A 22,575-nucleotide genomic window follows, 5' to 3' on the forward strand; every position below is an offset into this window, starting at 1 on the left:
TACCTCCTAAAATAAATATATACAATCACCGCTTTGGACCCTTGCCTCTTTTATTGTGCTATCCTTTCTAAGCACACAGTTATTGCTAGCGTTATACAACAAGATTGGCTTTGGTATCCATACTCCTTTCTCTACCTGTTGCATCGCTGCTTCATATAAAAGCTGCATCGCCTGTTGAATCGTCAAAGAAGATGCCAGACCTGCATCAAAACGCATTTGCACGACTGGTAGGCACGTCTCCACCAAAATTCTTTCATCCATGTTGATCGTCCTCCCATACACGTATCCATCGTATTTCCCCCTTTCGATACCATAAAGCTTCGTGCTCCTGTAATTCTTTATCCATACATGCCATAGGCAGTTTCAATATTGATGCTGCTTCCTGCAATCCTTTTCCAATCCACAAAATATCCCCTTCATACAAAGCCTGCACATACCATGGCAACAATTGCAGCTCGCTAAGTGTTGTAAGATTTTGTAGTAATACTGGTATGCGCTGGTTTTCTTGTTGCGGTAAGGAAGATGTACCTTGATACAGCGATAAGTGTTGGGCATAACTTGGGAAACGTTGTTTCCATTCATTAAGATAAGCGATAAACGCATTTGCATATTGAAAAGCCTGACATATGAAAAGATAGGAACATGAATCGAGCATTAACCAACAATCTTCTTTACTTTCTATATCTTTTCCTAAAAACAAAGCATCACTACGGTATTGCGTTGATATATGTTTGGGAAGGATAGGAACAGCATATACACTTTGTCCCTGTGTTTGGGCAAGCAGCAATTGTTCTTGTATACTGTTTGCATATGGATAAATTTGAAATAGCATCACGCGCTGTTGCCTGATAAAAAGACCACTGCCTTTTTGTGCCATAGGCCGCAACGAAGTATCTTCTAATAAACAGGCATACTCACTTGAATCCGGCAGTTGCAAAACATAACGTTGCGCGAAATAAGTAAGAAGACGATAAGGTAATAAAGCGATTGCAGTAACACTCATGAAAATATGCACAAAAGGCGTTTTTAAAAATACGGAAGTTAATACATCATCCAGTTGCGGATAGCTTTCCTTCCATTGCTCATAGCCATGAATGATAAGCAATATATGCTTTGTATCATCCTGCCATAAGGTTTCATGTTGCAGCTGATAAAATAAACTTTCCACATATTCGTTATCTTTCATACACATCACATTCGCAACTATATCTAATTGTTGCAAAACCTTTAACTTGGTGGCAAAACCATCCAAAACATAAATTGCCGATAGCTCCCTGTACGCAATTCTCGCGCATTCCCATAAGAATTTCTCAATAAATATCGTTTTCCCACTCCCTTGCTTTCCCACAACCAATGCATGTGTCATGTTCACAATAGGAAATAGAAATGGAAATTGCTGACGCTTGCTGATATCATCCGCCATTCCCAAACAAGGCTCACTTTCTGTACATAAACATTCTTGTACCTTAAACGGTAATGGAGCATGCAAAAAGAACGGGCGCTGATCATCTGCTACTTCACTTTGTTGTTGTAGATAATGACAAATAACATCCAGCTGGGTATGCAAGGAAGCTTCCTGCTTTTTTAACTGTTGCTTATGGATGATTTCAAATTGATCGTTATATAAGCAAATATCCTGTGCTAAAGGTTTTTGATATGTTGTTTCCGGATGATACGGGGCTTGCGTCCAACTGCTTATTCCTTGCAAATATAGCTCATCATTTCCCACCTGCATATAAAATTCACCAGCCTGTTGAAGATTACATGCATCCTCTTTTTTTAACATATCCATACTATCGCTTTTATCCTGCACCTTTAAACATATATGAAAACGCGCATTGCTCCATATTTGATCATCGATGATGCCATATGGCTTCTGTGTAGCCAATACCAAATGAATGCCTAAACTTCGACCAATGCGCGCTGCTTGTTTTAATTGTTCCATGAATTGTGGCTGTTGAGTTTTCAATTCAGCAAATTCATCAGCAATCAGAAACAGATGTGCCAAAGGTTTTTTTACAAGAGCTTCACGATAATAGTGTTGATAAGCATCCATATCTACCGTAGCCACATCAAGCTGTCTTTTAGTATCTTGAAACAACTGCTGACGATATTTCAATTCCGCATCTAGCGCCTGCATAAAGCGATACATATTCCCTTCTTCTAGATTCGTCATACAATATGCGATATGTGGGACATTGGCAAATGCGTTTGCCATCATGCCACCTTTGTAATCTATCAATACAAAACTCACTTCTTCGCAGCTATAACAAACACATAATGACAATATATATGTCATTAAAAATTCACTTTTTCCTGATCCCGTCATGCCGGCAATCAAACCATGTGGTCCATGGCGGCTTTCATGGGCGTCTAAATACACCATTTCACCATGTTGATCTTTTCCCACAATGACAGCTAAAGAACGTTTTTGCTTTCTTTGTTTCCAACGATGTAATACATCTAGTTGCGATACATTCCCACAATGATACATAGACAGAAACGACAGTTTCGTACTTGTTACACAAGACATTTTGGTATAGCTGTCGATAACTTGAAAATTATTTTTTATGACATCATCTGCACATGGAAAAGGCTGAAATGATATGCTTTCACCAGCTTGCTGAAGATATGCCAAATCACGCCGAGGCACATAACAAAGTGTTTCCATTGCCGATGCTAAAAAAGTTTTTTCCTTTGCTTGTTGTAAAACATGTAGAAATGCATATTGCTTTATGTATTCATCAATGGGAAGATAGGACATCTTAGAAGATGTAAAATAAACCAAAAGACATGTAATATTCTGTTGTTGTAACTTTTGCAGGCTATTTAATAAATAGGATACCGACTGGCGATCAGTTATAAGTAAACGTTGTTGATCTAAGAAAACATGAGGTAAAAAACGTAAATGCCACGCTCGTGTCAGATATTCATCGCCAATTAAAAAAAGTTTTAATTGTTTTGGTGAGTGCGTCAGACATAGTTGCAATACCAATTGCAAGCTCATCCATAAACTCTCTTCACCCCAAATGGCTAGACTACGGTGCTCACCAAAAGAATGCGTAATCGTCTGTTGAAGCTGTAACGTAGCTTGCTCAATAAAACGGGAAAACGCTTTTGTTATAGATGTCTCATACAGCGACAACTCTTGTTGTTGATAGTTCAAAGGCACTTGCAAGCTCATCCTAGTTTCCCCTAACAAGACATCTAAAAAGCCGTTCGCTTGCTTTGTTAGAAACCATATTGGATGCGCCTGCTCTTGCAGCTTTTCATTTCCTAATAACCAAAGCTGTTTTTGCTTTATCATATAAGCAATTTTAGCACTGACCTGATCCTCTATACTCTTTTGTTTTTTTTCTAAATAGGACAAATACACGGTTTCATATTGTCGTTGTTTTTGAAGTTGTTGTCGTTTTTCAAAGGAACGACTTATGATTGGCCACAATATGGTTGAAAGCGCCATACTGGCAGCCATGACCAAAGAAGGCATACTTTGCCATATAGATTGTTTCAGTATGATTGCTTGCATCCATGCTGATATCCCCATCACAATTGATGAAATGCCCATCGTTAAGGAAGGCCCTAGGGAAAGCCATAAGGGAAGCTGATTTTGTGGCACTTTGTCATTCGGTGGTTCTATGGTAATTGGCTCTATCGAAAATTTTGGAAAATGGACACTACTTTCCTTTAAACAGAATTGCTGTGGAGATAACGCTTGTTCAGTAGGCAATTGATAATATGAGAGATTTCGCACGCGGACACCTTCTAACATCTGCACCATAAAAAAATCATGACCAAATACCAGCTGCAACCCCATGATATGAATAACATCGCCACATTGTAGCTTTATTTCTTTCACACGTTGCTGATTCACATACACACCATTACGACTTTGCAGATCACTAAGCACCCATTGTGTTTGCTCACAACGCAATAAAGCATGATGAAATGATACATAAGGTTGTTCATACTGAATTTCACAATCTTTTCCACGACCAATGAGAATTTGCTTATATGATAAAGCGTAATAACGAAATTGGGGCATAGTATCATATTGCTGTAATAATAAACGTAAACTTGGCTGTCCATAAAATTGATGAATATGTGCTCTTTTCAAAAAGCCTTCACAAAGCTGCTTCGCATCATAAAACTGTTGATTACCATACCAATGCCAGCCTAGCTTACTATCCCAGCTTACCTCCATCACAGGTATGCGTTCATCTTTTGATTCTAAATACAGCCAATACTTGGCACGCTCTTTTATAAGTAATTCAATTTGGGTAACATTTTCTTTGGTATATAAACAAAATGAGCTATGTAAACACAATAACTCTGCTGCTTGCCTATTCATGAAGAAACCTTGCTATGATAATAAAAGCACTGATTCGCAAAAGCGATTTTATCACCATCCTGTAGCCTTTGTTCATGAATCTTTTCCCCATTCACAAAGGTTCCATTAGAGGAATGCAAATCTTTTAAAAGGTTTTGCGAACTTTCCATCGCCGCATGATACGCTGATACTTCCAACGCCTGTAAACAAAGATCATTATCCGGGCTTCTTCCTATCGTAAAAGGTTCTTTGATTAAGATAATTCGCTCATGACTATCCACATTTTCCAAATAAGGTATTGTTTCTTCAAATAAAACCACAGTTTGCGCATAGCTGTCCTCTCTCTTGTCTATTGTCGAATATGCTTCTTCTTTCACTTGATGATTATGCGCAAACTCATTTGGAAAGCTTGGAATATCCACTTTATCCAATCTTCTGTTACTTTGATCTTCTGCCTTTTCTATTACCTTTTCTTTATCCTCCATAGCTGCTCGTATAGCATCACTATTTGAATTTTGATCTTTCTTTCCCTGTCTGCGTTTCCTCTTTTTTATTTTAACCTTATTCGAAGCTTTGTCAGATGTATCTTCTTCTTTCATCTTTTGTTGTGTCCCACAGTACAGCCTTTCTTCCTGAATGGAAATTTCCGGCAGAATACTGGGATAAACTTGTACATTAGGTAGATCTCTTACATAATAAGCCTCCTTCTCTTTATGCCATATGCGCTGCCACCAAGTTAACTTTGCCATCGTTTGTTCCTGTAATGCATGCAATTGTTGTAACAAGACAGGCAATGTGAATTCTTTTTGTTTTAATATTTGAACCAATAATCCAGCTGTTTCATAATCTTCATTCGTATGTACCGCACTCAACAACTGTTTAACAAAGGCTTTTACTTCCTCTTTTTGAAATAACCAACCATCTTCTTGTAATGGCAAAACAAGAAATTTTAAATGCTTTCCATCAGCTGATAAAAAAATATATTCTACATCTAAACAGATGGGTTTGCTGGCATTGACACGAACCATATCTTCTAAAATGAAAAGCAAAAAAGCAAGAAATTCTCCCTTTTCAAAAGCATGTTGCTGTAAATAAGAACGTAATGTGAGATGTCCCTTTAGATCATAATACAAACGGCTTTTACTTCGGTAATCACGTATACAAAGTAAACAGCTTGCATCCTCATGCATTTTCTGAAACAGATAGTCATCAAAATCAGCCAGACGTTTCAACTGAACTTCTAAAAAACCATCTTCACGTTTTTCCATCTTTTTCAGCTTATCATTCATTGCTCTATCCCCCTTCACCTTGTATATACGTTTTAAAATCAAAAAAACGTAATTTTTAATGATTTATTTCATTTTTTTATTTTAGGTTCATAAAAACTGATAACAAATACGGTCAAATCATCATCCATGTCATAATGAATGATCTCTTTTTATCTACTTGTTTTTTGTGTATAATAATGACATTAGAAAAGGAGAGTTGCCATGAAGGATAGGAATCAATTCATACAGTACATTGCCATTGTTTTGATTTGTATAATAAATCTGGGAACCTTATGGTACTGTGCTCCCCTAACAGAAAACTTATCTTACCTTGGAAATACATTACATCATCCTGTATATTTAATAATATGGGCAAGCAGCGCTGCCGCCTATTTTTTCTGGTATACAATGAAACTCATGCAAGCGTTACGCTATACATCATCTTTGGGTAAGTTTTGCTTAGGTGTTGTCTGTATCATCATGATCATATCTGTCTGTCTTCCCTATGATCCTATGCAATATCCTCAATTATCCAAATGGCATACACGGCTTGCTATGTGGTCAACCATTGGCTATGTCCTGTTATTCTTTCATTTTCTTTTCGATACATTTAAAAAAGATTATCGCTTCTTTAGGAAAGCTTTTCCTAAATATTTTACCCTTGTTGTATTTGACAGTTTGCTTTTTTTATTAAATGGAGGCGTTTCTACTTTATTAGAAATATCTTTTACGATTGGCATGAGTCTGTTCCTGTCGTATTTACTACATGAAAATGTACCATCTAAATAGCCTAAGCTATTTTCGTCTAGTCCACTACATCCATCACATAACAAAAAAACGTATATCCTCATTCCTAATGAATGATTCTATACGTCATTATTATGCTAAAACAGTTATTTTTTCGCCTTATTCATAACGAAATTCCTCACGGAATAATTCATCTATCGACTTGTTGCTTTCCTGACGAATTTCTTCTACTTCTTTATTCAAAACAATTTTACCTTTCTTAATGAAAATAACATTACTGAAAATTCGTTCAATATCAGCAATCAAATGTGTGGCAATTAAAATGGTCTGCTCAGGTGAATAATTTTCCAATATCGTATCTAAGATCACTTCACGTGCCGCAGGATCAACACCACCAATTGGTTCATCTAAGATAATCAGCTTAGCTTTGCGGCTCATGACCAAAGCCAGTTGAAACTTCTCTTTTGTTCCTTTCGACATCGTTTTAATCCGCACATTTTCCTCAATCTGGAACTTTTTCATAATTTCCAGACATTTCGCATAATCAAAATCAGCATACATATCCATAAAAATTGATAATGCATCCTTAACCTTCATCCAATCTGAGAAATAAGGTTCATCAGGTAAATAAGATACGATTGCTTTCGTTTCCGTGCCAATCGCTTTTCCATTGATTTTTACAACACCGCTATAATCCTTTAACAATCCCGTCAATATTTTGATCAGAGTTGTTTTACCACTGCCATTTGGTCCTAACAAACCAACAATCTGTCCGGGCTGTAAAAATATATCTATATCATGTAATGTCGGCTTATTACCATATGCTTTATTTAATCCGCAAATCTCAACAAGATTTTCCATTTTGTAATCGCTCCCTTATCGTTTCCATCAATTCCTCTTCATCAAATCCATATTCATGTATTTCTCTTAGAAATTGATCTGTTTTCTCTTTCATCATTGTTACTCTTAATTTTTGTATACGTTCAATATCATCACATATAAAACGCCCACTCGTTCGTTCGCTTGCCACGAGTCCTTCGCGTTCAAGTTCACTTAACGCTCTTTGTACCGTATTTGGATTTACACCATAATCAATTGCCAATTCACGTACAGAAGGAATTTTTTGTGATGGTTTATAAGTTCCTGTTATGATCAATCGTTTTATTTCGGTCATAATTTGTAAATAAATTGGTAGATTTGTATCAAAGTCCATCAAGATCACTCCTTTTTAGTACTCACCATTTTTCATACGTTTTACTGTATGCAGACATGCTGCTATAATAATCAGCAAAATGAGGATACCAATCAGATAAAATGGCCATCCGATCGTAAAATAATCAAAGACCAGATATCCGGTATACAAATACCAAAAGGAAAATAGCAGAATCAACGCAATAATAAGTACTTTTTCCTTAAGATCCTTCATCATTCTACCTCTATTTTATGATCTATCAAATACTTACCTGAGAAGAAATACAAACAAACTAACAATAATTCCCAGCCACATAAAATGAGTAATTTCGTCATATCTGTTAACAATGTCGTATTTATATTTTGTCCTATCATTGCATTGCTTGTGACCATTTGTAATAAAGAACCTTGTCCGGGATTGATGAACATGTTCATAATCTCCGATGATACCCAAGAAATAATTAAAAACAGCACAATAGCAATAGGGACACGGAAACGTTGGATATGTGTCGTATGAGTAATATCAATTACAAGATATAATAAGGTAATACTTTCCACAACACCTAGCACAGTGTATACCGCATATAAGATTGCTCCCCATGAAATATGGATATGCGAAAATGCCTTAAAAAGGAGCTGTAGATCGAAATTGTCGACAGATAAACCAATGACAATAATGGAGGCAAGGATAACACCATAGGATAGTGCAAACCAAATAAGCCCTACCAAAATTTTTACAATTAACAGCTTTGTCGTAGATACCGGTAGTGTATGGGTTAAATATGCCGGTTTGGCAAACATGGATGTATGATAATTTTTAATGATGACATACATCGACATGATTAGGATAACACATAGCAGCAATCCATAAATCAATGTTAATGTTACCACAAACATTGAATCTATACTTGGATTGATCATCACCGCCAATAATAATGTGATTGCATATAAAATAAGAAAACCTCGATATGAACATTTCAATTCATGTTTACATAATTTCCAAAACACTTTTATTCCCTCCTTGTTTCTTACTAGATGTATTATTGTATTAATCATCTAATACAATAATACATTGATCTGCCAGTTGTGTCAACCATTATTTCACTTGATATGTGTTATGGAAAATAAAGATCACTAACGTTATGGATAACGTATGAATTGTTTCTCCTTTTTATATAGCGTCGCAATTCCCAAAGATTATCTTAATTTCATAACTATTGTTTCATATCTCTGTAGGTTATCTTGTAAAAAAACCTCATGACATTAACATCATAAGGTTATTAGATTACCAATCAATGAGAAATTATATAAGATGTTTCTTATTTTTCTGATGAATAAGTAATAAACATATACCACAGCCAAGAAACCAAACCAATACATATAGCCATAATCGTAAAATCGTTATACTGCCAAATTGGAAAAACAATTGTGATGTATACCCCAAATTATCAAATATCCGCATTAACAGATAGGATGGAAACCAGACATTGAGATTGGTACTTTGCAACGTAAAGATATTATAGATGGGTAATATCGTCAGCATTAAAACACTGACCCCTGCAATATACGTATTTTTTACATAACGTGATATTGTTAAACATGTTAATGTCAATGCTGTATAGCCAACCAACAATGCAAAACACACGATTATTAAAAGTTCCCCATTCGTAAAAATATAAGGTACGATGCTATTGGCAGATACATCACCGATGCCATAATAAAACATCTGTAAGTCAAAACCACCATACCGTAGATAATTAACCAAACTGGAGATAATTGGTATCAGCATAGGAATCAATACGCCAATAGTCAAAGCGACAATGAGTTTAGCGATAGATACTTTTTTCCATCCAGCCTTGCTTGTACAAAGATATATCATTGTTTGTTCACTTGATTCTTTGCTGTAAATATTGCCTAACAAAATACTGATGAGCAATAGAACAAGAAAATTCACTCGCATGATTTCATCAAAATATTTATTAGCTAGGATGGTGGGATGATAGGTCTTTGACGCATTCAGAAAGCGGGTATTTAACGTATCGTAGTACATCGCATTAAAACCATTACACTCTTTCAAAAAACACTGTGTGGAACCTTGCTCAGCTTTTTCTTTGGTATAAAGATAATCTTGACGGTTCGTTAATATCACCGTATCTGGAAACATTGCCTTAAGATCGGATACCTCTCTTTCATCAGTATAAAGATAATGTATCGTAAAATCTTCCAGTCTTACAATCGACTGTTGCTGGGTATCATCTTGACTCATAACGTTCCAATCATTCAACATTTCTTGCGTCAAAGTGTGCTCTTCATATGCCTTTACAAGTTCTTTCCAGTGTGTACCATACGTTACCTTCATATAATTTTCATCCAAAGAACGACTAGAATTATAATGCTCTTGATCAATCTCATTGTAATGGATGGCGCCCATCTGTTTCTGTAACTCTTCAAAGCTTTTGTTCGCAAAGTTTTGTTGTTCTTTCACCACATCGAGATGTTCATCGGATACGAAATAATAGTCTTTTATATCCGTTGTTACATTCGTTTTAATCTGGTAAGCACAGGCCGCTAACAACACCACGAACAGCAATAAATTGGAACGGCTTTTCGCTAACTTTTTCCATTCATAACAAATTAGTTTCCACATATTCAGCCTCCTCATGAAAATAAGATAAATATACATCATCTAATGTTGGTTCTACAACAATTGAGCGCTTATCTTTCATATCGTCACTTAACAAACGAAACAGGATACCTTCACTTACTCTTTTACAATTCACTACTGTGTAATTTTTTTCAATAATTTCTCGCTCATTTTCTGCTGTTAATAATTCATAAACGTGTCCTTTTAATTCTTGCAATGTATCTGTTACTGTCTTTTGGAAGAGAATATGCCCTTCTTTCATTAGCAAAATATCATCTGCTATATTTTCTATGTCACTGACGATATGAGTTGAAAGAATCACAATAGTATCTTTTGCTAAACGCGATAATAGCTGCCGCAAGGCAATACGCTCTTTAGGATCTAAGCCACTGCTTGGCTCATCCAATATCAATAGCTTAGGATGGTTTAACAGGCTCTGTGCAATACCGACACGCTGTAGCATACCACCAGATAATTGACGCAATTTCTTTTTGGACTGTTCTTTTAGACGTAATAACTCCAATAGCTCATCAATTTTCCGTTTTGCATAATCAGCTTCCAGACACTTTAATACGGCAATATATTGGAGAAATTCAATTACTGTGAAATTCATATAAAATCCTGCATTTTGCGGTAAATAGCCCAAATGAAGAATGTATTCTTCATAATTTTCCATAATATTTTTAGCATTAAAGGTAACTATACCTTCACTTGGTTTTAAAATACCACACAACATCCGCATAAGTGTTGTCTTCCCGCTTCCATTTGCTCCTAATAAAGCATGAATACCTTCTTGCAAAACAAGATTCACATCGGCAACCGCTGCCTTTTCTTTTGTATAAAATTTGCTGAGATGATGTGTCTTAAGCTCCATAATGAATCCTCCTTTGTAATTTTAAGCCATATCGATATGCGGCAATCAGAAATAATACGGTAGAGAACAATGACACAATAAGTGTTTGGATCCAACCTAACTGCAGTGCACTACTGTTAATCAAGATTGGATGAAAGAAATTGCTAAAGAACAAAAATAATATTATATAGCTGATGAAAGCTGTATAAAGTCGTTTGATTCTGTTTAAGAAAAACAACATACAACCATGTGCCAGGAATAAAGGTATTAAGGCTAATTGCATGATTTCTAACATGGAGATGTCCATACGTAGATAGCCAACTATTGAAAAGCTTAGAAAACTAATGAGGTGTATAATAAGAAACGTACACATATGCAAGATAAAGCGTTTACCTTCATGAATTGGAAGTGCCTGCATTAATTCTTCCATATCATTATTTTTAAATTCATATAATTGATAGAGAAAATAGGACCCTAGTAACAGATAATACAGCAACACGATTCCGATTTTCATTTGTTCTGAAAAAAGTAAAAAATATAGTAAACAGAGTAAAAAGAAGCCATATACTACACTTATACGTTTAATTTCTAATTTCGCAAATTGACGATAGGCTGTTTTTTTACTGACGAACCAATTTTCTTTGTGTTTCATTAGTGTTTGGCATTGCGCTATCGTTTTTTCCATTGCCTTTTCATCATATTGCCGCAATTCTTTCCAATGTATTCTCATAGCCATTCCTCCTTTTTCATATACGTTTTAAGTTTTTTTAAGCCCAAACGAACACGCGTTTTTACCGTAGATTCACTAATGTTTAGTAATGTTGCAATCTCTTTACTTTTTAATTGTTCAAAGTATTTTAACAATAATACATCTTTTTGTTCATCCGGCAATTTGTTAAGATAAAAAATCAATCGTTGTCGATCGTATGTATCTTCTGTTTTTTCATCAGCAATTTCCAAATCATCCGGCAATGCTATTTCTTTGTATTTCGCATACCAACTATTGCACTGATTGATGGCAATTCTTAGTAAATATTGTTTGGTTTTTCCTTGAAAGGTGTAGGAGTCAATATGTTGTGTGAAACGGATAAAGACTTCTTGTGTAATATCTGCTGCAATATCACGATGTTTGACACGTGCATAGACATAGGAATATATCTGTGGATAATATTGACGGATCAACGTATCGAGTGCATTCACATCGCCATGTCGTATGTGTTCTATGATTGTATGTTCTTTCATAGCAGCCTCCTCATATAGTTAACTGATAAATCAGAAAAAAAGTTTTCTTTTAATCGTTTTTTTTATGCGTGTCGTAGTAACGCCTATTTTGAAATACAATAAGGTGTGTACGATTATGGATGTGCGTTTGACTACCCTGTTAGGAACGAAGTGCACTTGACGAGATCAATTGAGCATAAAATTGCGTTCATCCTGTCATCCATACGGGTAAGCAAGGTCGCGGGAACGTTATGAAAATAGCCCCCGCCACGTCATACCCAAGTAACATGTTCATGATTGGAAAACCGGTAGGTTTATTTCTCCGCCATTGTACAGGCAGAGCAGCCCTCACGTGCATGTTGCATCCTTCCCCCGCCACTTTTTCGAATAGACGTTAATGAGGAATGTAAGCAACGGACATATCCGAATGTTCAATTCCACACAAAAAAAACCGCCTCATCTAGAGACGGCCAGTTATTCAAATGGTGGTCCCGGTCGGAATTGAACCAACGACACACGGATTTTCAGTCCGTTGCTCTACCGACTGAGCTACGGGACCATTTGGTTGCGGGGGAAGGATTTGAACCAACGACCTCCGGGTTATGAGCCCGACGAGCTACCAGGCTGCTCTACCCCGCGATGTTTAATGAGCGATTCGGTTTTCACATATTTGAATAACGTAATGGCGGAGGAACTGGGATTCGAACCCAGGCGCCAGTTTCCCGACCTACCGGTTTTCAAGACCGGACCCTTCAACCACTTGGGTATTCCTCCAAAATATAGTTTTATTTTGGTGGACCCTGTAGGACTCGAACCTACGACCGACCGGTTATGAGCCGGCTGCTCTAACCAACTGAGCTAAGGGTCCATTTAGCCAAATTGGTGGCGGGGGCGAGACTCGAACTCGCGACCTTCCGGGTATGAACCGGATGCTCTAGCCAACTAAGCTACCCAGCCAAATAATGGTCGGGATGACAGGATTTGAACCTGCGACCCCTTGATCCCAAATCAAGTGCACTACCAAGCTGTGCTACATCCCGATATAAATGGCGCGCCCAGTAGGAATCGAACCCGCAACCTTTTGATCCGTAGTCAAACGCTCTATCCAGTTGAGCTATGGGCGCATTTATGAAACCATTTTTTCTTTTGCACTTCATCAGTGCCCTAATATAATAACAAATAATTCCTACTTATGCAAGTGTTTTTTTCAATTTTTTAAAAACTTTTTTGAATCTTTTTACGGCTCTTTTAAAACCCTTTATTTAAAGCATTTTAACATCATCAGGAACAGCTACAAAGGCCGTTCCTGACTACTTTTTTTATCTTTCGTTGCTTTAATAACCTTCTGTCGAGAAAACTCTTCGCGCTCTTTTTCCTCTAACGCATCACTAATGAATTTAATATTTCCTTCAAAATCCGGTATCACGATATTCTTCAACGCATTTGCTCGCTTTTGCGCCTTGCGAATAGCATTTGCCAAGCGATAAACACTATTCTCAACCTCCGCCAAAACAACGGTCAGCTCCTTCACACGATAAAAGCAGCGATACGCATAATCCAATTTAGAATTCGCATGTTCTAAACCATAACTCAAAGTATAATCCGGCTTATCATAAGAAATCTTAGGAATTTCAACACCCATGACACTGCGATAACTCACATGTATACCATTATCGATAGGAACTGCTTCAACCAGATCACTGATAACACCCAACGTCATATTCGCTTGCTGTAAAGCCGCATATGCACGTTGATAAGTCTCAGTTATTTCATCACGTAACATTTTGACATCATCCAGTAAACCCATCATTTCACGCGTTAAAATATTCCGTTTACGATCCATAAGCTCATATCCCATATGAGCCAGCGCATTCGACTTTTTCGTCGCAATCAGATTTCCCTTCGTAGGAAATACCTGTTTATTTGCCATGACTACTCACCCTCATTCGCCAGTTCACGGATAATTGGTTCCTCTTTGATGTTGAAACGTTTCACAGCACGTTTGTGATCATAAAACTTCTCCAACACCTCGTTATCTACACGATCTAGTTCCGCTTTAGGTAAGACAGAAATCAGATCCCAACCTAAATCCAAGGTTGTTTCAATACTTCGATTATCCTCAAAACCTTGATTCAAGAAATACTGTTCAAATAGATTTCCAAATACCATATACTGTTTATCTGCATCACTTAACTCATCCTCACCGATAACGGATGCCAGACTACGCGCATCCTGTACCTTGGCATATGCTGCAAACAACTGATTTGATACATCAGAATGATCTTTACGCGTATAACCCTCACCTATGCCATCCTTCATCAAACGGCTTAAAGACGGTAAGACACCTACTGGTGGATATACTCCCATTTGATTCAGATTACGATCTAACACGATTTGCCCTTCTGTAATATAACCAGTCAAATCGGGAATTGGATGCGTAATATCATCATTGGGCATCGTCAGAATAGGAATCTGTGTCACAGAACCTTTTGCATCCTTAATGATTCCTGCTCTTTCATATAAGGAAGCCAAGTCAGAATACAGATAACCCGGATAACCTTTCCGTCCTGGGATTTCACCCTTACTGCTAGAGAACTCACGCAGTGCCTCACAATACGATGTGATATCCGTTAAGATAACCAATACCTGCATGTCATGCTCATACGCCAAATACTCTGCGGCAGTTAACGCGCAACGTGGTGTTAACGTACGTTCTATGATTGGGTCGTTTGCTAGATTGACAAACATGACAACCTTTTCCATGACACCAGCCTCTTCAAACGAACGCTTAAAGTAATCTGCCACATCATTTTTTACCCCCATGGCCGCAAACACGATACAGAAATTTTTACCATCTCCATCTGATATCTTTGCTTGTTTTACAAGTTGTACTGCCAATTCGTTATGTGGCATACCGGAGCCGGAGAAGATTGGCAGTTTTTGCCCACGAATCAAGGTCATCAAGGCATCAATACTGCTGATACCGGTATTTATATAATTTCGCGGATATACTCGAGATACTGGATTCAATGGCTGTCCATTGATATCCATACTCTTTTCCGCATAAATTTCACCCAAGCCATCAATTGGCTGTCCACTACCATTGAACGTTCGGCCAAGTATTTCTTTTGATAAGGCTAGTTCCATTGGCCGCCCTGTGAATTTCGTTCGTGTATTTTTTAGTGATAAACCATTTGTACCTTCAAATACCTGAATTGCTGCCTTGTCGCCCTCAAGCTGAACGACCTTACCTAAACGCGTTGTTCCATCACTGCACTTGATTTCTACCATTTCCTCATAGCTGGCATCTAACACATGATCCAGAAAAATCAGAGGTCCATTGACTTCATGCAATCCTACATATTGTAGACTCATTGTACATTTACCTCCTTCACGCTATGGTGCTGATGGCAGAATCAATCATCGTCGGATACTCATCCAACAATGCTATATTGTCATTCGGCACATCATATTTCATCTTTGTAACTTTATCAAATAAACCAAGCTGCATTACCAGACGCAGTGGTTTACCGGTCGTAATTACCTCTTTACAACGACGATATAAATACAAGATTGTATCCATCATCTTTAACTGTTTTTCTAAAGGCACATACGTATCATCTTGATGAAAGGCATTCTGTTGTAGATAGCCAACTCGAATAACCTTACAGATTTCAATTACCAGTTTTTGATCTTCTGGTAAAACATCGCTACCAATCAGCTTAACGATTTCCATTAATTTTGTTTCCTCTGCTAATAACGACATGATTTCCTGACGGTCACGTAAGAAACGCGGATCAACATTTTTATTGTACCAGCGTGACAAATCTGTTACATATTCAGAATAGCTTTCATTCCAGTTAATAGCAAAATAGTGACGCGCATATGCTAAAGATTTATCCAAAGCCCAGAAACAACGAACAAATCGCTTGGTATTCTGGGTTACCGGTTCACTAAAGTCATTACCCTGAGGAGATACTGCCCCAATGATAGACACACTACCGGTCGCATCATTCAAAGTTTCCATATAGCCCGCACGTTCATAGAACTGCGAAATACGAGATGGCAGATAAGCTGGGAAACCTTCTTCAGCCGGCATTTCTTCCAAACGTCCACTGATTTCACGCAATGCCTCTGCCCATCGTGAAGTAGAGTCGGCCATAATAGCAACATGATATCCCATATCACGATAATATTCTGCCAAAGTCAAACCCGTATAAATGCTAGCTTCACGTGCAGCGACTGGCATATTAGACGTATTGGCAATCAAGACGGTACGATCGGTCAGCGGACGATTAGATTTTGGATCAATCAGTTCCGAGAATTCCTCTAAAACCTGCGTCATCTCATTACCACGTTCTCCACAGCCGACATACACAATGATATCCGCATCACACCATTTTGCCAATTGATGCTGTGTCATCGTTTTTCCGGTACCGAAACCGCCTGGAATTGCGGCTGTTCCTCCTTTGGCGATTGGAAATAGGGTATCAAAAATACGTTGACCGGTAATCAACGGTACGCTGATTGGCAAACGTCGTTTCACTGGACGTGCCGTTTTGATAGGCCATTTCTGACATAAGGTCAGCTCATGTACCTCTCCTTGTGCATCTGCCACTTTGGCAATACATGTCAAAATGTTATATTGACCATTCGAAACTGTTTCAATAACCTCACCTTCCAGTGTTGGCGGAATCATACAGCGATGTTCGATCAATGGCGTTTCTGGCACCGTCGCAAAAATCTGTCCGCCTATGACATGATCACCGACCTTTACCTTCATGGTAACATCCCACAAAACTTCTTCATCTAAGCTAGCCACATCACTTCCGGTTGCGATAAAGGCACCCGATTGTTTGGCAATTTCCTTTAATGGACGTTCAATTCCATCAAAGATATTTCTTAAAATTCCCGGTCCCAGTGTTACTGAAATCGGACTTCCGGTAGGTTCTACCGGCTCTCCTGGTTTCAATCCAGTCGTTGATTCATATACCTGAATGACCGTAGCCTCACGGCTGATGGATATTACTTCTCCCATCAGACGCTGATGACCGACGAACACCTTCTCCATCATAGAGAAATCGGTTGAATCTTTCACCTTTACAACTGGCCCGTTGATGGAATAGATTACATTTTCACTCACATTATCACCTCGATCATGCGAAATTTACATTCACATGTTATTTTATAAATAATCCTGAATTTGTATAGAACCAGCTGCGTTGTTCCTCAATTGCCGTATCAAATGTTTCATCAATGACAATGCCGCTATCTTCACAAGCAAGCAAGAATCCACCAATGCTGATACTGGCATCCACTTCACCGACACACCCATGACCATATCGTTCACATAACATTTTCAGATAACGTTCATCTTTTTTCGCCATATGCAAAACCGCATGCTCCTGTGCATGTTCTGCCAGTTTATCAAGCTTATCCAACAGCATTGTTTTATATGCTTCACTTTCACAATAAGCAAGCATACGTTGTTTTACCTCATCAAAAACAGCCTCATTCAGCTCTTTACGCTTTGCCATCAGCTTACGGTTAGTATCTTCATGCAAACGGCTTAAAGCAATGGCATGCTCACTTTGCTTTTCACGCAATTCTGTTTCTCTCAGCATACCGGCCTCAGTTTGGGCACTTTGTTCCAAAGAGGCGATTGTCTTTTTGCGAATTTGTTCGATTTCACGTTCAATACCGCTGATCTGGATGTCGCTGACTCGTTGTATCTCTTCTTTAAAATATTCTTCCAGTTTCATTTTTTCATCAAGCATCACTCAACACCTCATAGTTTCACACCGATTGCCTCGGATACATAGCCATCAATTGTTTCGCCAATTTTGGCGGAGCCATGACGATCCGGTATCTCAACAATCAGCGGTTTCTTTTGTTTTAGTTTCAACTCAGAGATTACTTCGGGACATGTCTGAATCAGTTTGGTTGTCATTAAAACAATGGCCACATCTTCCATATGCATGGCTGTTTCCAAAGCCTGTAGCACCTCATGGCGCTCATGTACAACAACACCCTCAATACCAGCCAGACGCAATCCCATCTGTGTATCAATATTATCACTGAGCAAGTAAAATTTCATAGGAAAGCTCCTTTCCTTACAGCTGTTTATTACTTTCTATACGACCTACATCAACAATACAAGTAGTCTCATCCTATATGGTACAAGATGAAATCATCTTCCTTTTATATATGAAAAGGCATTGTGAAGGCAGTATAAATAAGTTTAGAATATCATCATGATTTAGAATTTCTTCATGTATAGAATTTCACCATGATTTAGAACTTCATTATGATTTAGAACTTCATTATGATTTAGAACTTCATTATGATTTAGAACTTCATCAAGATTTATAATTTATCAAGATTTATAATTTATCAAGATTTAGAATTTCATCATGATTTATAATTTCATCAAGATTTATAATTTCATGAAGATCATAATAATAGAAATCAACAAACCATAGATAGCAACACCTTCACCCATGGCAACAAAGATCATTGATTTACCAAAGTTCTTTTCATTTTCTGAGAAAGCACCAATGGCAGCTGGTGCTGCAGCAGCTACGGCGATACCAGCCCCTAATGCTGAAAGTCCGGTAGATAAAGCAGCTGCCATAAAGCCCAGACCCTGACCGATGGAGCCAGCCATCTTCAATGCAATATCATCCTGTGTCGCAGCATATGCCTTAGAAGCAGCAAAGAATACTGTTCCAAGCAGAATGGCAAAGAAGAAACATACATGCGTAATCATGCGGCGTTTGGCCACTGATGCGCTCTTTTTTCCACGAAATACATTCACCAAAGGTAAAGAGATCAATACGATCAAAATCAGTGGCAACAATAATTCAAATGCGTTTAACATAATAAATTTCCTCCTAATCGTTCAGTGTTTTAAACACGATTCCATTTCCCGTAAAGTAACGGGAGAACATTTCATAAAATTCTAATCGCAGTACCTGGATACCGACAATCAGTCCTTCCAAACACATAACTAGAATATTCCCAAAAATACCAACAGCTAATCCGCCGATACCGCCAGCCATTTCCATGATCATGGTAACTGCCATCATCATGCCCGCGTGGGATAAGACGAATCCACCAACACGTAAATAGGAAATGGTATTGGTAATATAAGATAAACAAATTTCAAACAATTCAAAGAATCCTTCCATAAAGAAAGCCCCAAAGCTTTCCGGGAACATGCTTTTACCATCCAGTTTGCGCATGAGTGGTTCTTTTAAAAAGATTAATAGAAGTGGCACAACGATCAGCAGCAGGATATACAGTGGTGAAAATACGCTGATACCAACAGCTGTAAAGCCGGCACCAATTACTAAAGCACCATAGAAGACAAGCCCTGCCACTCCGTTTTGAGAAAACAGGCATTCCCCTTTATTATCATCTTTGGCATGCGTAATGATATTTAAAACGATTGAGAACATATTCAAGAAAGCTCCAATGCCAACCGCTACGATCAATAAAGGCAAAATGAATTCACTTGACATAACTTCTATAGGCTTCTCAGTAAGTCCTAAGATTGCATGATAGAGAGGGTTCAACATGGTTTCATTACCGAAGACGGAACCAAAGACGAAGCCAAAGATGGTAGAAAAGATACCGATACGAATCATGACATCTCCTAACTGCATCTTTTTATATTTATACATCCACCATCCAACAAGGATAACACAAAGTCCCTGACCGACATCTCCAAACATCATACCAAATAATAATGAATAGGTAATAGCGACGATTGGTGTTGGGTCAAAGCCTTCATACTCCGGCGTGCCATACATTTCTATAAACATCGAGAACGGCCTGGCAAACCACCCATTCTTTAATTTGGTCGGAGGCGAGAGTCGCTTGTCGCTATGGGCAGGTCTGACTTCGATTTCCACCTCCTTCAATTCTGAGAATGATGCTTTCAGTTTTGGTACATCATCTTCTGCAATAAAACCTGTTATGGAGAAACGTTCTCCTAATCCAACGACATATTTACGTGCTTCAAAGGTATGATTCAAAAAAGCTAATTCGCTTACGATTTTAGCAATATTTTCACTGCATTCCTTTTTTAAGTTTGCCAGCACTTCTTCTACGTGCTGTAACTGTTTATAATCATTGTCTATTTCCTCTTGCAAAGATTCCTTCGCTCGTTCCGGTGTTCCATGAACAAATTCCGGAATACGGATACGCTCGAAGTATAAGGAAGAGAAAATGTTATCGACATCTCCTTCATATTTTGATGTCGTAATATATAAACACCAGCTATAGGTGTCATCTGTATTGAAGGATTTAAAGACAAATGGACGGTTACGATAGTACTGTAATTTTTCCACACTATCGATTGGCAAACGGCCAAAGCGAATTTTTATATACTCACACTCGAATAAATCATCCAAATTTAAATCAATACTTTCAATATTTCTGACCTGAACTAAGGCGTCCTTATTTTCCTGAATAACGTGTAACAGATCATCTCGAATCTGTGCGCCATCCTGATAACGCTGATAAATGCCATCTACATAAGAAGTCATCTTATCCAGATCATAGTCACGGCTTTTCATACTCAGCTGCGGCAAATTCAATTGCATCTCGTTGACGATTTCTTGTACATGAGATAATACTTCTGCGATAGGATTTTCCTCGCTCAATGTTGTTAAGCCATGTACACTGTCCACAAATTTACTGGCTGGTTCCGGATGAAAATAGTTCAAATCCACAAATTTTAATAAGACATCATTGAGATACTCATTATCGGCCGTAATGTTGATGAGTTTCATTTTTGCGATCGCCATGATATCCTCCTTTCTAATACACCAGCATCGATGCAATATCTTCGCTGTTCACCTGATAGCGAACACCTTCGATGATATTGATGATGTTGTCAAGTTCTCGCTGCATAACGACGAGATAACTGCTGTATACCGTTGGCGCATCCTGAGCAAAATACACATTGCGTTTTGCCATTTTATAAAGATAAGCCTGGGTATAATATTCTACATATAAATCTTCTTTATCTTCCAGATGCAGATGGTAAGGGCCTTCCTTAAGTTTCTTCAAAAATAATGGCAAGGGACTTGCCAGAAGCTCTTCCAATCGCTCTTTGGAAATGCGATGATACAATGGCACTAAAGAATCCCGTATGGTATCCTCTCTTGCCTGAAAATACTTTTTAAAACGATAGATTTTTGTCAGATTATCTAGTTCTGCCTTAGTGGCAAACATATCATGGCATTGTTTACGGCTTTTTCCTTTTAACACATCGTGAATCGTATCCATTGCATGCGCATAATACTTCTGATGCAAAGTCGTCTCGATGTCCGTATAGGCAATATCGTTTTCCTGTCCTTTTTTCACCCGATAAGGGACAAGGGCATCATAATACATCGTTTTTTTCACAACCTCCAGCAATTCATCAAAGCTGCGAACATTCCCCAATTTCGTCAAATCATAACTAGTATATGCTTTTAGGAAAAGGGGAAATTCTGCGATAGCATCTTCATACGCCTGGGAAATCAAAACACGAATGCGTGATAGCAATAAGTCAATTTCTATCTGTTGCATATGCAACTTATAATACTGCTGCTGCTTAGATTCACTGTAACGATACAGTTTCATAGATTTGCGAAAGCTTTCTCTTCGTAAAAGATCTTCCAGCTGTCCACGGTGAATGTTGTTTTCGCGTACATCTTTTAGGGCATGTGCATAGGAAGTGCCATTTTTTAGGTAGGCCGCTATTTCGGCAACGCTGCGCTTGTGCAGCAATTCTTCATAGTCCTGTGCGCTCAGCTGTTCGCCAAGCATACTTCTTGCTTTTGCGGCGATAACACCAGCTGCCATTTCCATTCACCATCACCTCCTTATCGGCATCACATTTATGATGCCAGACACCGTTGAATGATTTCGTTCACCCACTCCTCTTTGCTGGCATCATACTTCGCTTCCAGATTATGCAGTGCATCTTGATAGGCTTTTTCTTCCTGCTCTTGTTCTTTTTGTAAAGCTGCATTCAGTTCTGCCTGTTTCGCTTCCAACAATGCTTTTGTTTCCTGTTGATACCGCGATTTGATTTCATCATCTTGCTGTTGTATCAAATTTTGGATATTCAGACGTTCCTGTTGCTTTTCTTTTACTCGTCTTCTTGCCTGTTTGTCAGCGTCAACGATTTCTCTGATAATCTCTTCCAAAACACGACACCTCCTTTTTTATTATTATAACACTTTCAGCGATTTAGGATACAGGAATCTTTCCTAAATCATTTTCAAAGTATATTCCTTTTTTTCGTATTTTTCAACAATGAAAT

21 protein-coding genes and 7 tRNA genes are annotated in these 22,575 nt (G+C 38.0%); 1 reads left to right on the plus strand and 27 read right to left on the minus strand.

Annotation, left to right across the window (positions count from 1 at the left end; all coding sequences use genetic code 11):
• Positions 1-6: 6 nt before the first annotated feature.
• Genes LI241_RS08040 through LI241_RS08050 form a run of 3 tightly spaced genes read right to left on the minus strand, consistent with a single transcriptional unit; the run spans position 7 to position 5,619 of the window.
• Positions 7-261, minus strand: coding sequence for a hypothetical protein (locus tag LI241_RS08040; RefSeq protein WP_008687711.1), 255 nt, complete (start codon positions 259-261; stop codon positions 7-9).
• Positions 254-4,351: an FtsK/SpoIIIE domain-containing protein gene (locus LI241_RS08045; RefSeq protein ID WP_008687708.1), complete on the minus strand. Its 4,098-nt coding sequence runs from the start codon at positions 4,349-4,351 to the stop codon at positions 254-256. The genes LI241_RS08040 and LI241_RS08045 overlap by 8 nt, the downstream gene beginning before the upstream one ends.
• Positions 4,348-5,619: an FHA domain-containing protein gene (locus tag LI241_RS08050; RefSeq protein WP_008687706.1), complete on the minus strand. Its 1,272-nt coding sequence runs from the start codon at positions 5,617-5,619 to the stop codon at positions 4,348-4,350. Before LI241_RS08050 ends, LI241_RS08045 begins: the two co-directional genes overlap by 4 nt.
• Before the next feature lie 201 nt (positions 5,620-5,820).
• On the opposite strand from LI241_RS08050, the gene LI241_RS08055 reads away from it, so the two are divergent.
• Entirely contained in the window at positions 5,821-6,387 is a 567-nt protein-coding gene (locus tag LI241_RS08055; protein ID WP_008687703.1) for a hypothetical protein, read from the plus strand.
• 117 nt (positions 6,388-6,504) lie between these two features.
• Here LI241_RS08055 and LI241_RS08060 read toward each other — a convergent pair whose 3' ends face one another.
• The 24 genes from LI241_RS08060 to LI241_RS08175 all read right to left on the minus strand — a co-directional run bounded on the left by LI241_RS08060 (position 6,505) and on the right by LI241_RS08175 (position 22,459).
• On the minus strand, positions 6,505-7,206 hold the full coding sequence (locus LI241_RS08060) for an ABC transporter ATP-binding protein (RefSeq protein ID WP_008687702.1): 702 nt from the start codon (positions 7,204-7,206) through the stop codon (positions 6,505-6,507).
• Positions 7,190-7,558 carry a GntR family transcriptional regulator gene (locus tag LI241_RS08065; protein ID WP_008687700.1) on the minus strand — a complete coding sequence of 123 codons (369 nt, stop codon included), beginning with the start codon at positions 7,556-7,558 and terminating at the stop codon, positions 7,190-7,192. The genes LI241_RS08060 and LI241_RS08065 overlap by 17 nt, the downstream gene beginning before the upstream one ends.
• A gap of 15 nt (positions 7,559-7,573) precedes the next feature.
• Positions 7,574-7,771, minus strand: a complete 198-nt coding sequence (locus tag LI241_RS08070) for a hypothetical protein (RefSeq protein ID WP_008687699.1) — start codon at positions 7,769-7,771, stop codon at positions 7,574-7,576.
• Positions 7,771-8,544 carry a hypothetical protein gene (locus LI241_RS08075; protein ID WP_008687696.1) on the minus strand — a complete coding sequence of 258 codons (774 nt, stop codon included), beginning with the start codon at positions 8,542-8,544 and terminating at the stop codon, positions 7,771-7,773. Before LI241_RS08075 ends, LI241_RS08070 begins: the two co-directional genes overlap by 1 nt.
• Positions 8,545-8,839: 295 nt before the next feature.
• A complete protein-coding gene (locus LI241_RS08080) occupies positions 8,840-10,183 on the minus strand; it encodes an ABC transporter permease (RefSeq protein ID WP_008687693.1) in 1,344 nt (447 codons plus the stop codon).
• Positions 10,161-11,054 (minus strand): ATP-binding cassette domain-containing protein, encoded by an 894-nt coding sequence (locus LI241_RS08085; protein WP_227151126.1) that lies wholly within the window; start codon positions 11,052-11,054, stop codon positions 10,161-10,163. The genes LI241_RS08080 and LI241_RS08085 overlap by 23 nt, the downstream gene beginning before the upstream one ends.
• Positions 11,044-11,763 carry a hypothetical protein gene (locus LI241_RS08090; protein ID WP_008687689.1) on the minus strand — a complete coding sequence of 240 codons (720 nt, stop codon included), beginning with the start codon at positions 11,761-11,763 and terminating at the stop codon, positions 11,044-11,046. Before LI241_RS08090 ends, LI241_RS08085 begins: the two co-directional genes overlap by 11 nt.
• Entirely contained in the window at positions 11,760-12,275 is a 516-nt protein-coding gene (locus LI241_RS08095; RefSeq protein ID WP_008687687.1) for an RNA polymerase sigma factor, read from the minus strand. The genes LI241_RS08090 and LI241_RS08095 overlap by 4 nt, the downstream gene beginning before the upstream one ends.
• A gap of 462 nt (positions 12,276-12,737) precedes the next feature.
• Positions 12,738-12,813 (minus strand) — tRNA-Phe (locus LI241_RS08100).
• A gap of 3 nt (positions 12,814-12,816) precedes the next feature.
• A tRNA-Met gene (locus LI241_RS08105) sits at positions 12,817-12,893 on the minus strand.
• A gap of 44 nt (positions 12,894-12,937) precedes the next feature.
• A tRNA-Ser gene (locus LI241_RS08110) sits at positions 12,938-13,028 on the minus strand.
• Positions 13,029-13,045: 17 nt separating this feature from the next.
• Positions 13,046-13,122: transfer RNA gene (locus tag LI241_RS08115), tRNA-Ile, on the minus strand.
• Between the two features lie 12 nt (positions 13,123-13,134).
• A tRNA-Met gene (locus tag LI241_RS08120) sits at positions 13,135-13,211 on the minus strand.
• 6 nt (positions 13,212-13,217) lie between these two features.
• Positions 13,218-13,294, minus strand: a tRNA-Pro gene (locus tag LI241_RS08125).
• A 7-nt stretch (positions 13,295-13,301) separates the two neighbouring features.
• Positions 13,302-13,378 (minus strand) — tRNA-Arg (locus LI241_RS08130).
• A 167-nt stretch (positions 13,379-13,545) separates the two neighbouring features.
• Positions 13,546-14,184, minus strand: a complete 639-nt coding sequence (locus LI241_RS08135; protein ID WP_008687685.1) for a V-type ATP synthase subunit D — start codon at positions 14,182-14,184, stop codon at positions 13,546-13,548.
• Between the two features lie 2 nt (positions 14,185-14,186).
• Entirely contained in the window at positions 14,187-15,629 is a 1,443-nt protein-coding gene (locus tag LI241_RS08140) for a V-type ATP synthase subunit B (RefSeq protein WP_008687681.1), read from the minus strand.
• 16 nt (positions 15,630-15,645) lie between these two features.
• On the minus strand, positions 15,646-17,397 hold the full coding sequence (locus LI241_RS08145; RefSeq protein WP_008687679.1) for a V-type ATP synthase subunit A: 1,752 nt from the start codon (positions 17,395-17,397) through the stop codon (positions 15,646-15,648).
• A 37-nt stretch (positions 17,398-17,434) separates the two neighbouring features.
• Positions 17,435-18,031 carry a V-type ATP synthase subunit E gene (locus LI241_RS08150; protein ID WP_008687677.1) on the minus strand — a complete coding sequence of 199 codons (597 nt, stop codon included), beginning with the start codon at positions 18,029-18,031 and terminating at the stop codon, positions 17,435-17,437.
• Positions 18,032-18,042: 11 nt separating this feature from the next.
• On the minus strand, positions 18,043-18,351 hold the full coding sequence (locus LI241_RS08155; RefSeq protein WP_008687674.1) for a V-type ATP synthase subunit F: 309 nt from the start codon (positions 18,349-18,351) through the stop codon (positions 18,043-18,045).
• A gap of 339 nt (positions 18,352-18,690) precedes the next feature.
• Complete coding sequence (locus LI241_RS08160) at positions 18,691-19,134, minus strand: ATP synthase subunit C (protein ID WP_008687672.1); 444 nt, start codon at positions 19,132-19,134, stop codon at positions 18,691-18,693.
• 13 nt (positions 19,135-19,147) lie between these two features.
• Positions 19,148-21,067, minus strand: a complete 1,920-nt coding sequence (locus LI241_RS08165; protein ID WP_008687670.1) for a V-type ATP synthase subunit I — start codon at positions 21,065-21,067, stop codon at positions 19,148-19,150.
• Positions 21,068-21,080: 13 nt separating this feature from the next.
• Positions 21,081-22,118, minus strand: a complete 1,038-nt coding sequence (locus LI241_RS08170; RefSeq protein ID WP_008687668.1) for a V-type ATPase subunit — start codon at positions 22,116-22,118, stop codon at positions 21,081-21,083.
• Positions 22,119-22,147: 29 nt separating this feature from the next.
• Positions 22,148-22,459: a hypothetical protein gene (locus tag LI241_RS08175; RefSeq protein ID WP_008687666.1), complete on the minus strand. Its 312-nt coding sequence runs from the start codon at positions 22,457-22,459 to the stop codon at positions 22,148-22,150.
• Between the last annotated feature and the right edge of the window lie 116 nt (positions 22,460-22,575).

This window comes from Longicatena sp. 210702-DFI.1.196, from assembly GCF_020563125.1.
In the GTDB taxonomy this organism is placed as follows: Bacteria; Bacillota_I; Bacilli_A; order Erysipelotrichales; family Erysipelotrichaceae; genus Longicatena; species Longicatena caecimuris.

What these genes read in the sequence shown, in the direction of transcription:
- LI241_RS08040 (WP_008687711.1), bottom strand. Translation starts at nt 261, where the DNA reads ATGGATGAAAGAATTTTGGTGGAGACGTGCCTACCAGTCGTGCAAATG.
- LI241_RS08045 (WP_008687708.1), bottom strand. Translation starts at nt 4,351, where the DNA reads ATGAATAGGCAAGCAGCAGAGTTATTGTGTTTACATAGCTCATTTTGT.
- LI241_RS08050 (WP_008687706.1), bottom strand. Translation starts at nt 5,619, where the DNA reads ATGAATGATAAGCTGAAAAAGATGGAAAAACGTGAAGATGGTTTTTTA.
- LI241_RS08055 (WP_008687703.1), top strand. Translation starts at nt 5,821, where the DNA reads ATGAAGGATAGGAATCAATTCATACAGTACATTGCCATTGTTTTGATT.
- LI241_RS08060 (WP_008687702.1), bottom strand. Translation starts at nt 7,206, where the DNA reads ATGGAAAATCTTGTTGAGATTTGCGGATTAAATAAAGCATATGGTAAT.
- LI241_RS08065 (WP_008687700.1), bottom strand. Translation starts at nt 7,558, where the DNA reads ATGGACTTTGATACAAATCTACCAATTTATTTACAAATTATGACCGAA.
- LI241_RS08070 (WP_008687699.1), bottom strand. Translation starts at nt 7,771, where the DNA reads ATGAAGGATCTTAAGGAAAAAGTACTTATTATTGCGTTGATTCTGCTA.
- LI241_RS08080 (WP_008687693.1), bottom strand. Translation starts at nt 10,183, where the DNA reads ATGTGGAAACTAATTTGTTATGAATGGAAAAAGTTAGCGAAAAGCCGT.
- LI241_RS08085 (WP_227151126.1), bottom strand. Translation starts at nt 11,054, where the DNA reads ATGGAGCTTAAGACACATCATCTCAGCAAATTTTATACAAAAGAAAAG.
- LI241_RS08090 (WP_008687689.1), bottom strand. Translation starts at nt 11,763, where the DNA reads ATGAGAATACATTGGAAAGAATTGCGGCAATATGATGAAAAGGCAATG.
- LI241_RS08095 (WP_008687687.1), bottom strand. Translation starts at nt 12,275, where the DNA reads ATGAAAGAACATACAATCATAGAACACATACGACATGGCGATGTGAAT.
- LI241_RS08135 (WP_008687685.1), bottom strand. Translation starts at nt 14,184, where the DNA reads ATGGCAAATAAACAGGTATTTCCTACGAAGGGAAATCTGATTGCGACG.
- LI241_RS08140 (WP_008687681.1), bottom strand. Translation starts at nt 15,629, where the DNA reads ATGAGTCTACAATATGTAGGATTGCATGAAGTCAATGGACCTCTGATT.
- LI241_RS08150 (WP_008687677.1), bottom strand. Translation starts at nt 18,031, where the DNA reads ATGCTTGATGAAAAAATGAAACTGGAAGAATATTTTAAAGAAGAGATA.
- LI241_RS08155 (WP_008687674.1), bottom strand. Translation starts at nt 18,351, where the DNA reads ATGAAATTTTACTTGCTCAGTGATAATATTGATACACAGATGGGATTG.
- LI241_RS08160 (WP_008687672.1), bottom strand. Translation starts at nt 19,134, where the DNA reads ATGTTAAACGCATTTGAATTATTGTTGCCACTGATTTTGATCGTATTG.
- LI241_RS08165 (WP_008687670.1), bottom strand. Translation starts at nt 21,067, where the DNA reads ATGGCGATCGCAAAAATGAAACTCATCAACATTACGGCCGATAATGAG.
- LI241_RS08170 (WP_008687668.1), bottom strand. Translation starts at nt 22,118, where the DNA reads ATGGAAATGGCAGCTGGTGTTATCGCCGCAAAAGCAAGAAGTATGCTT.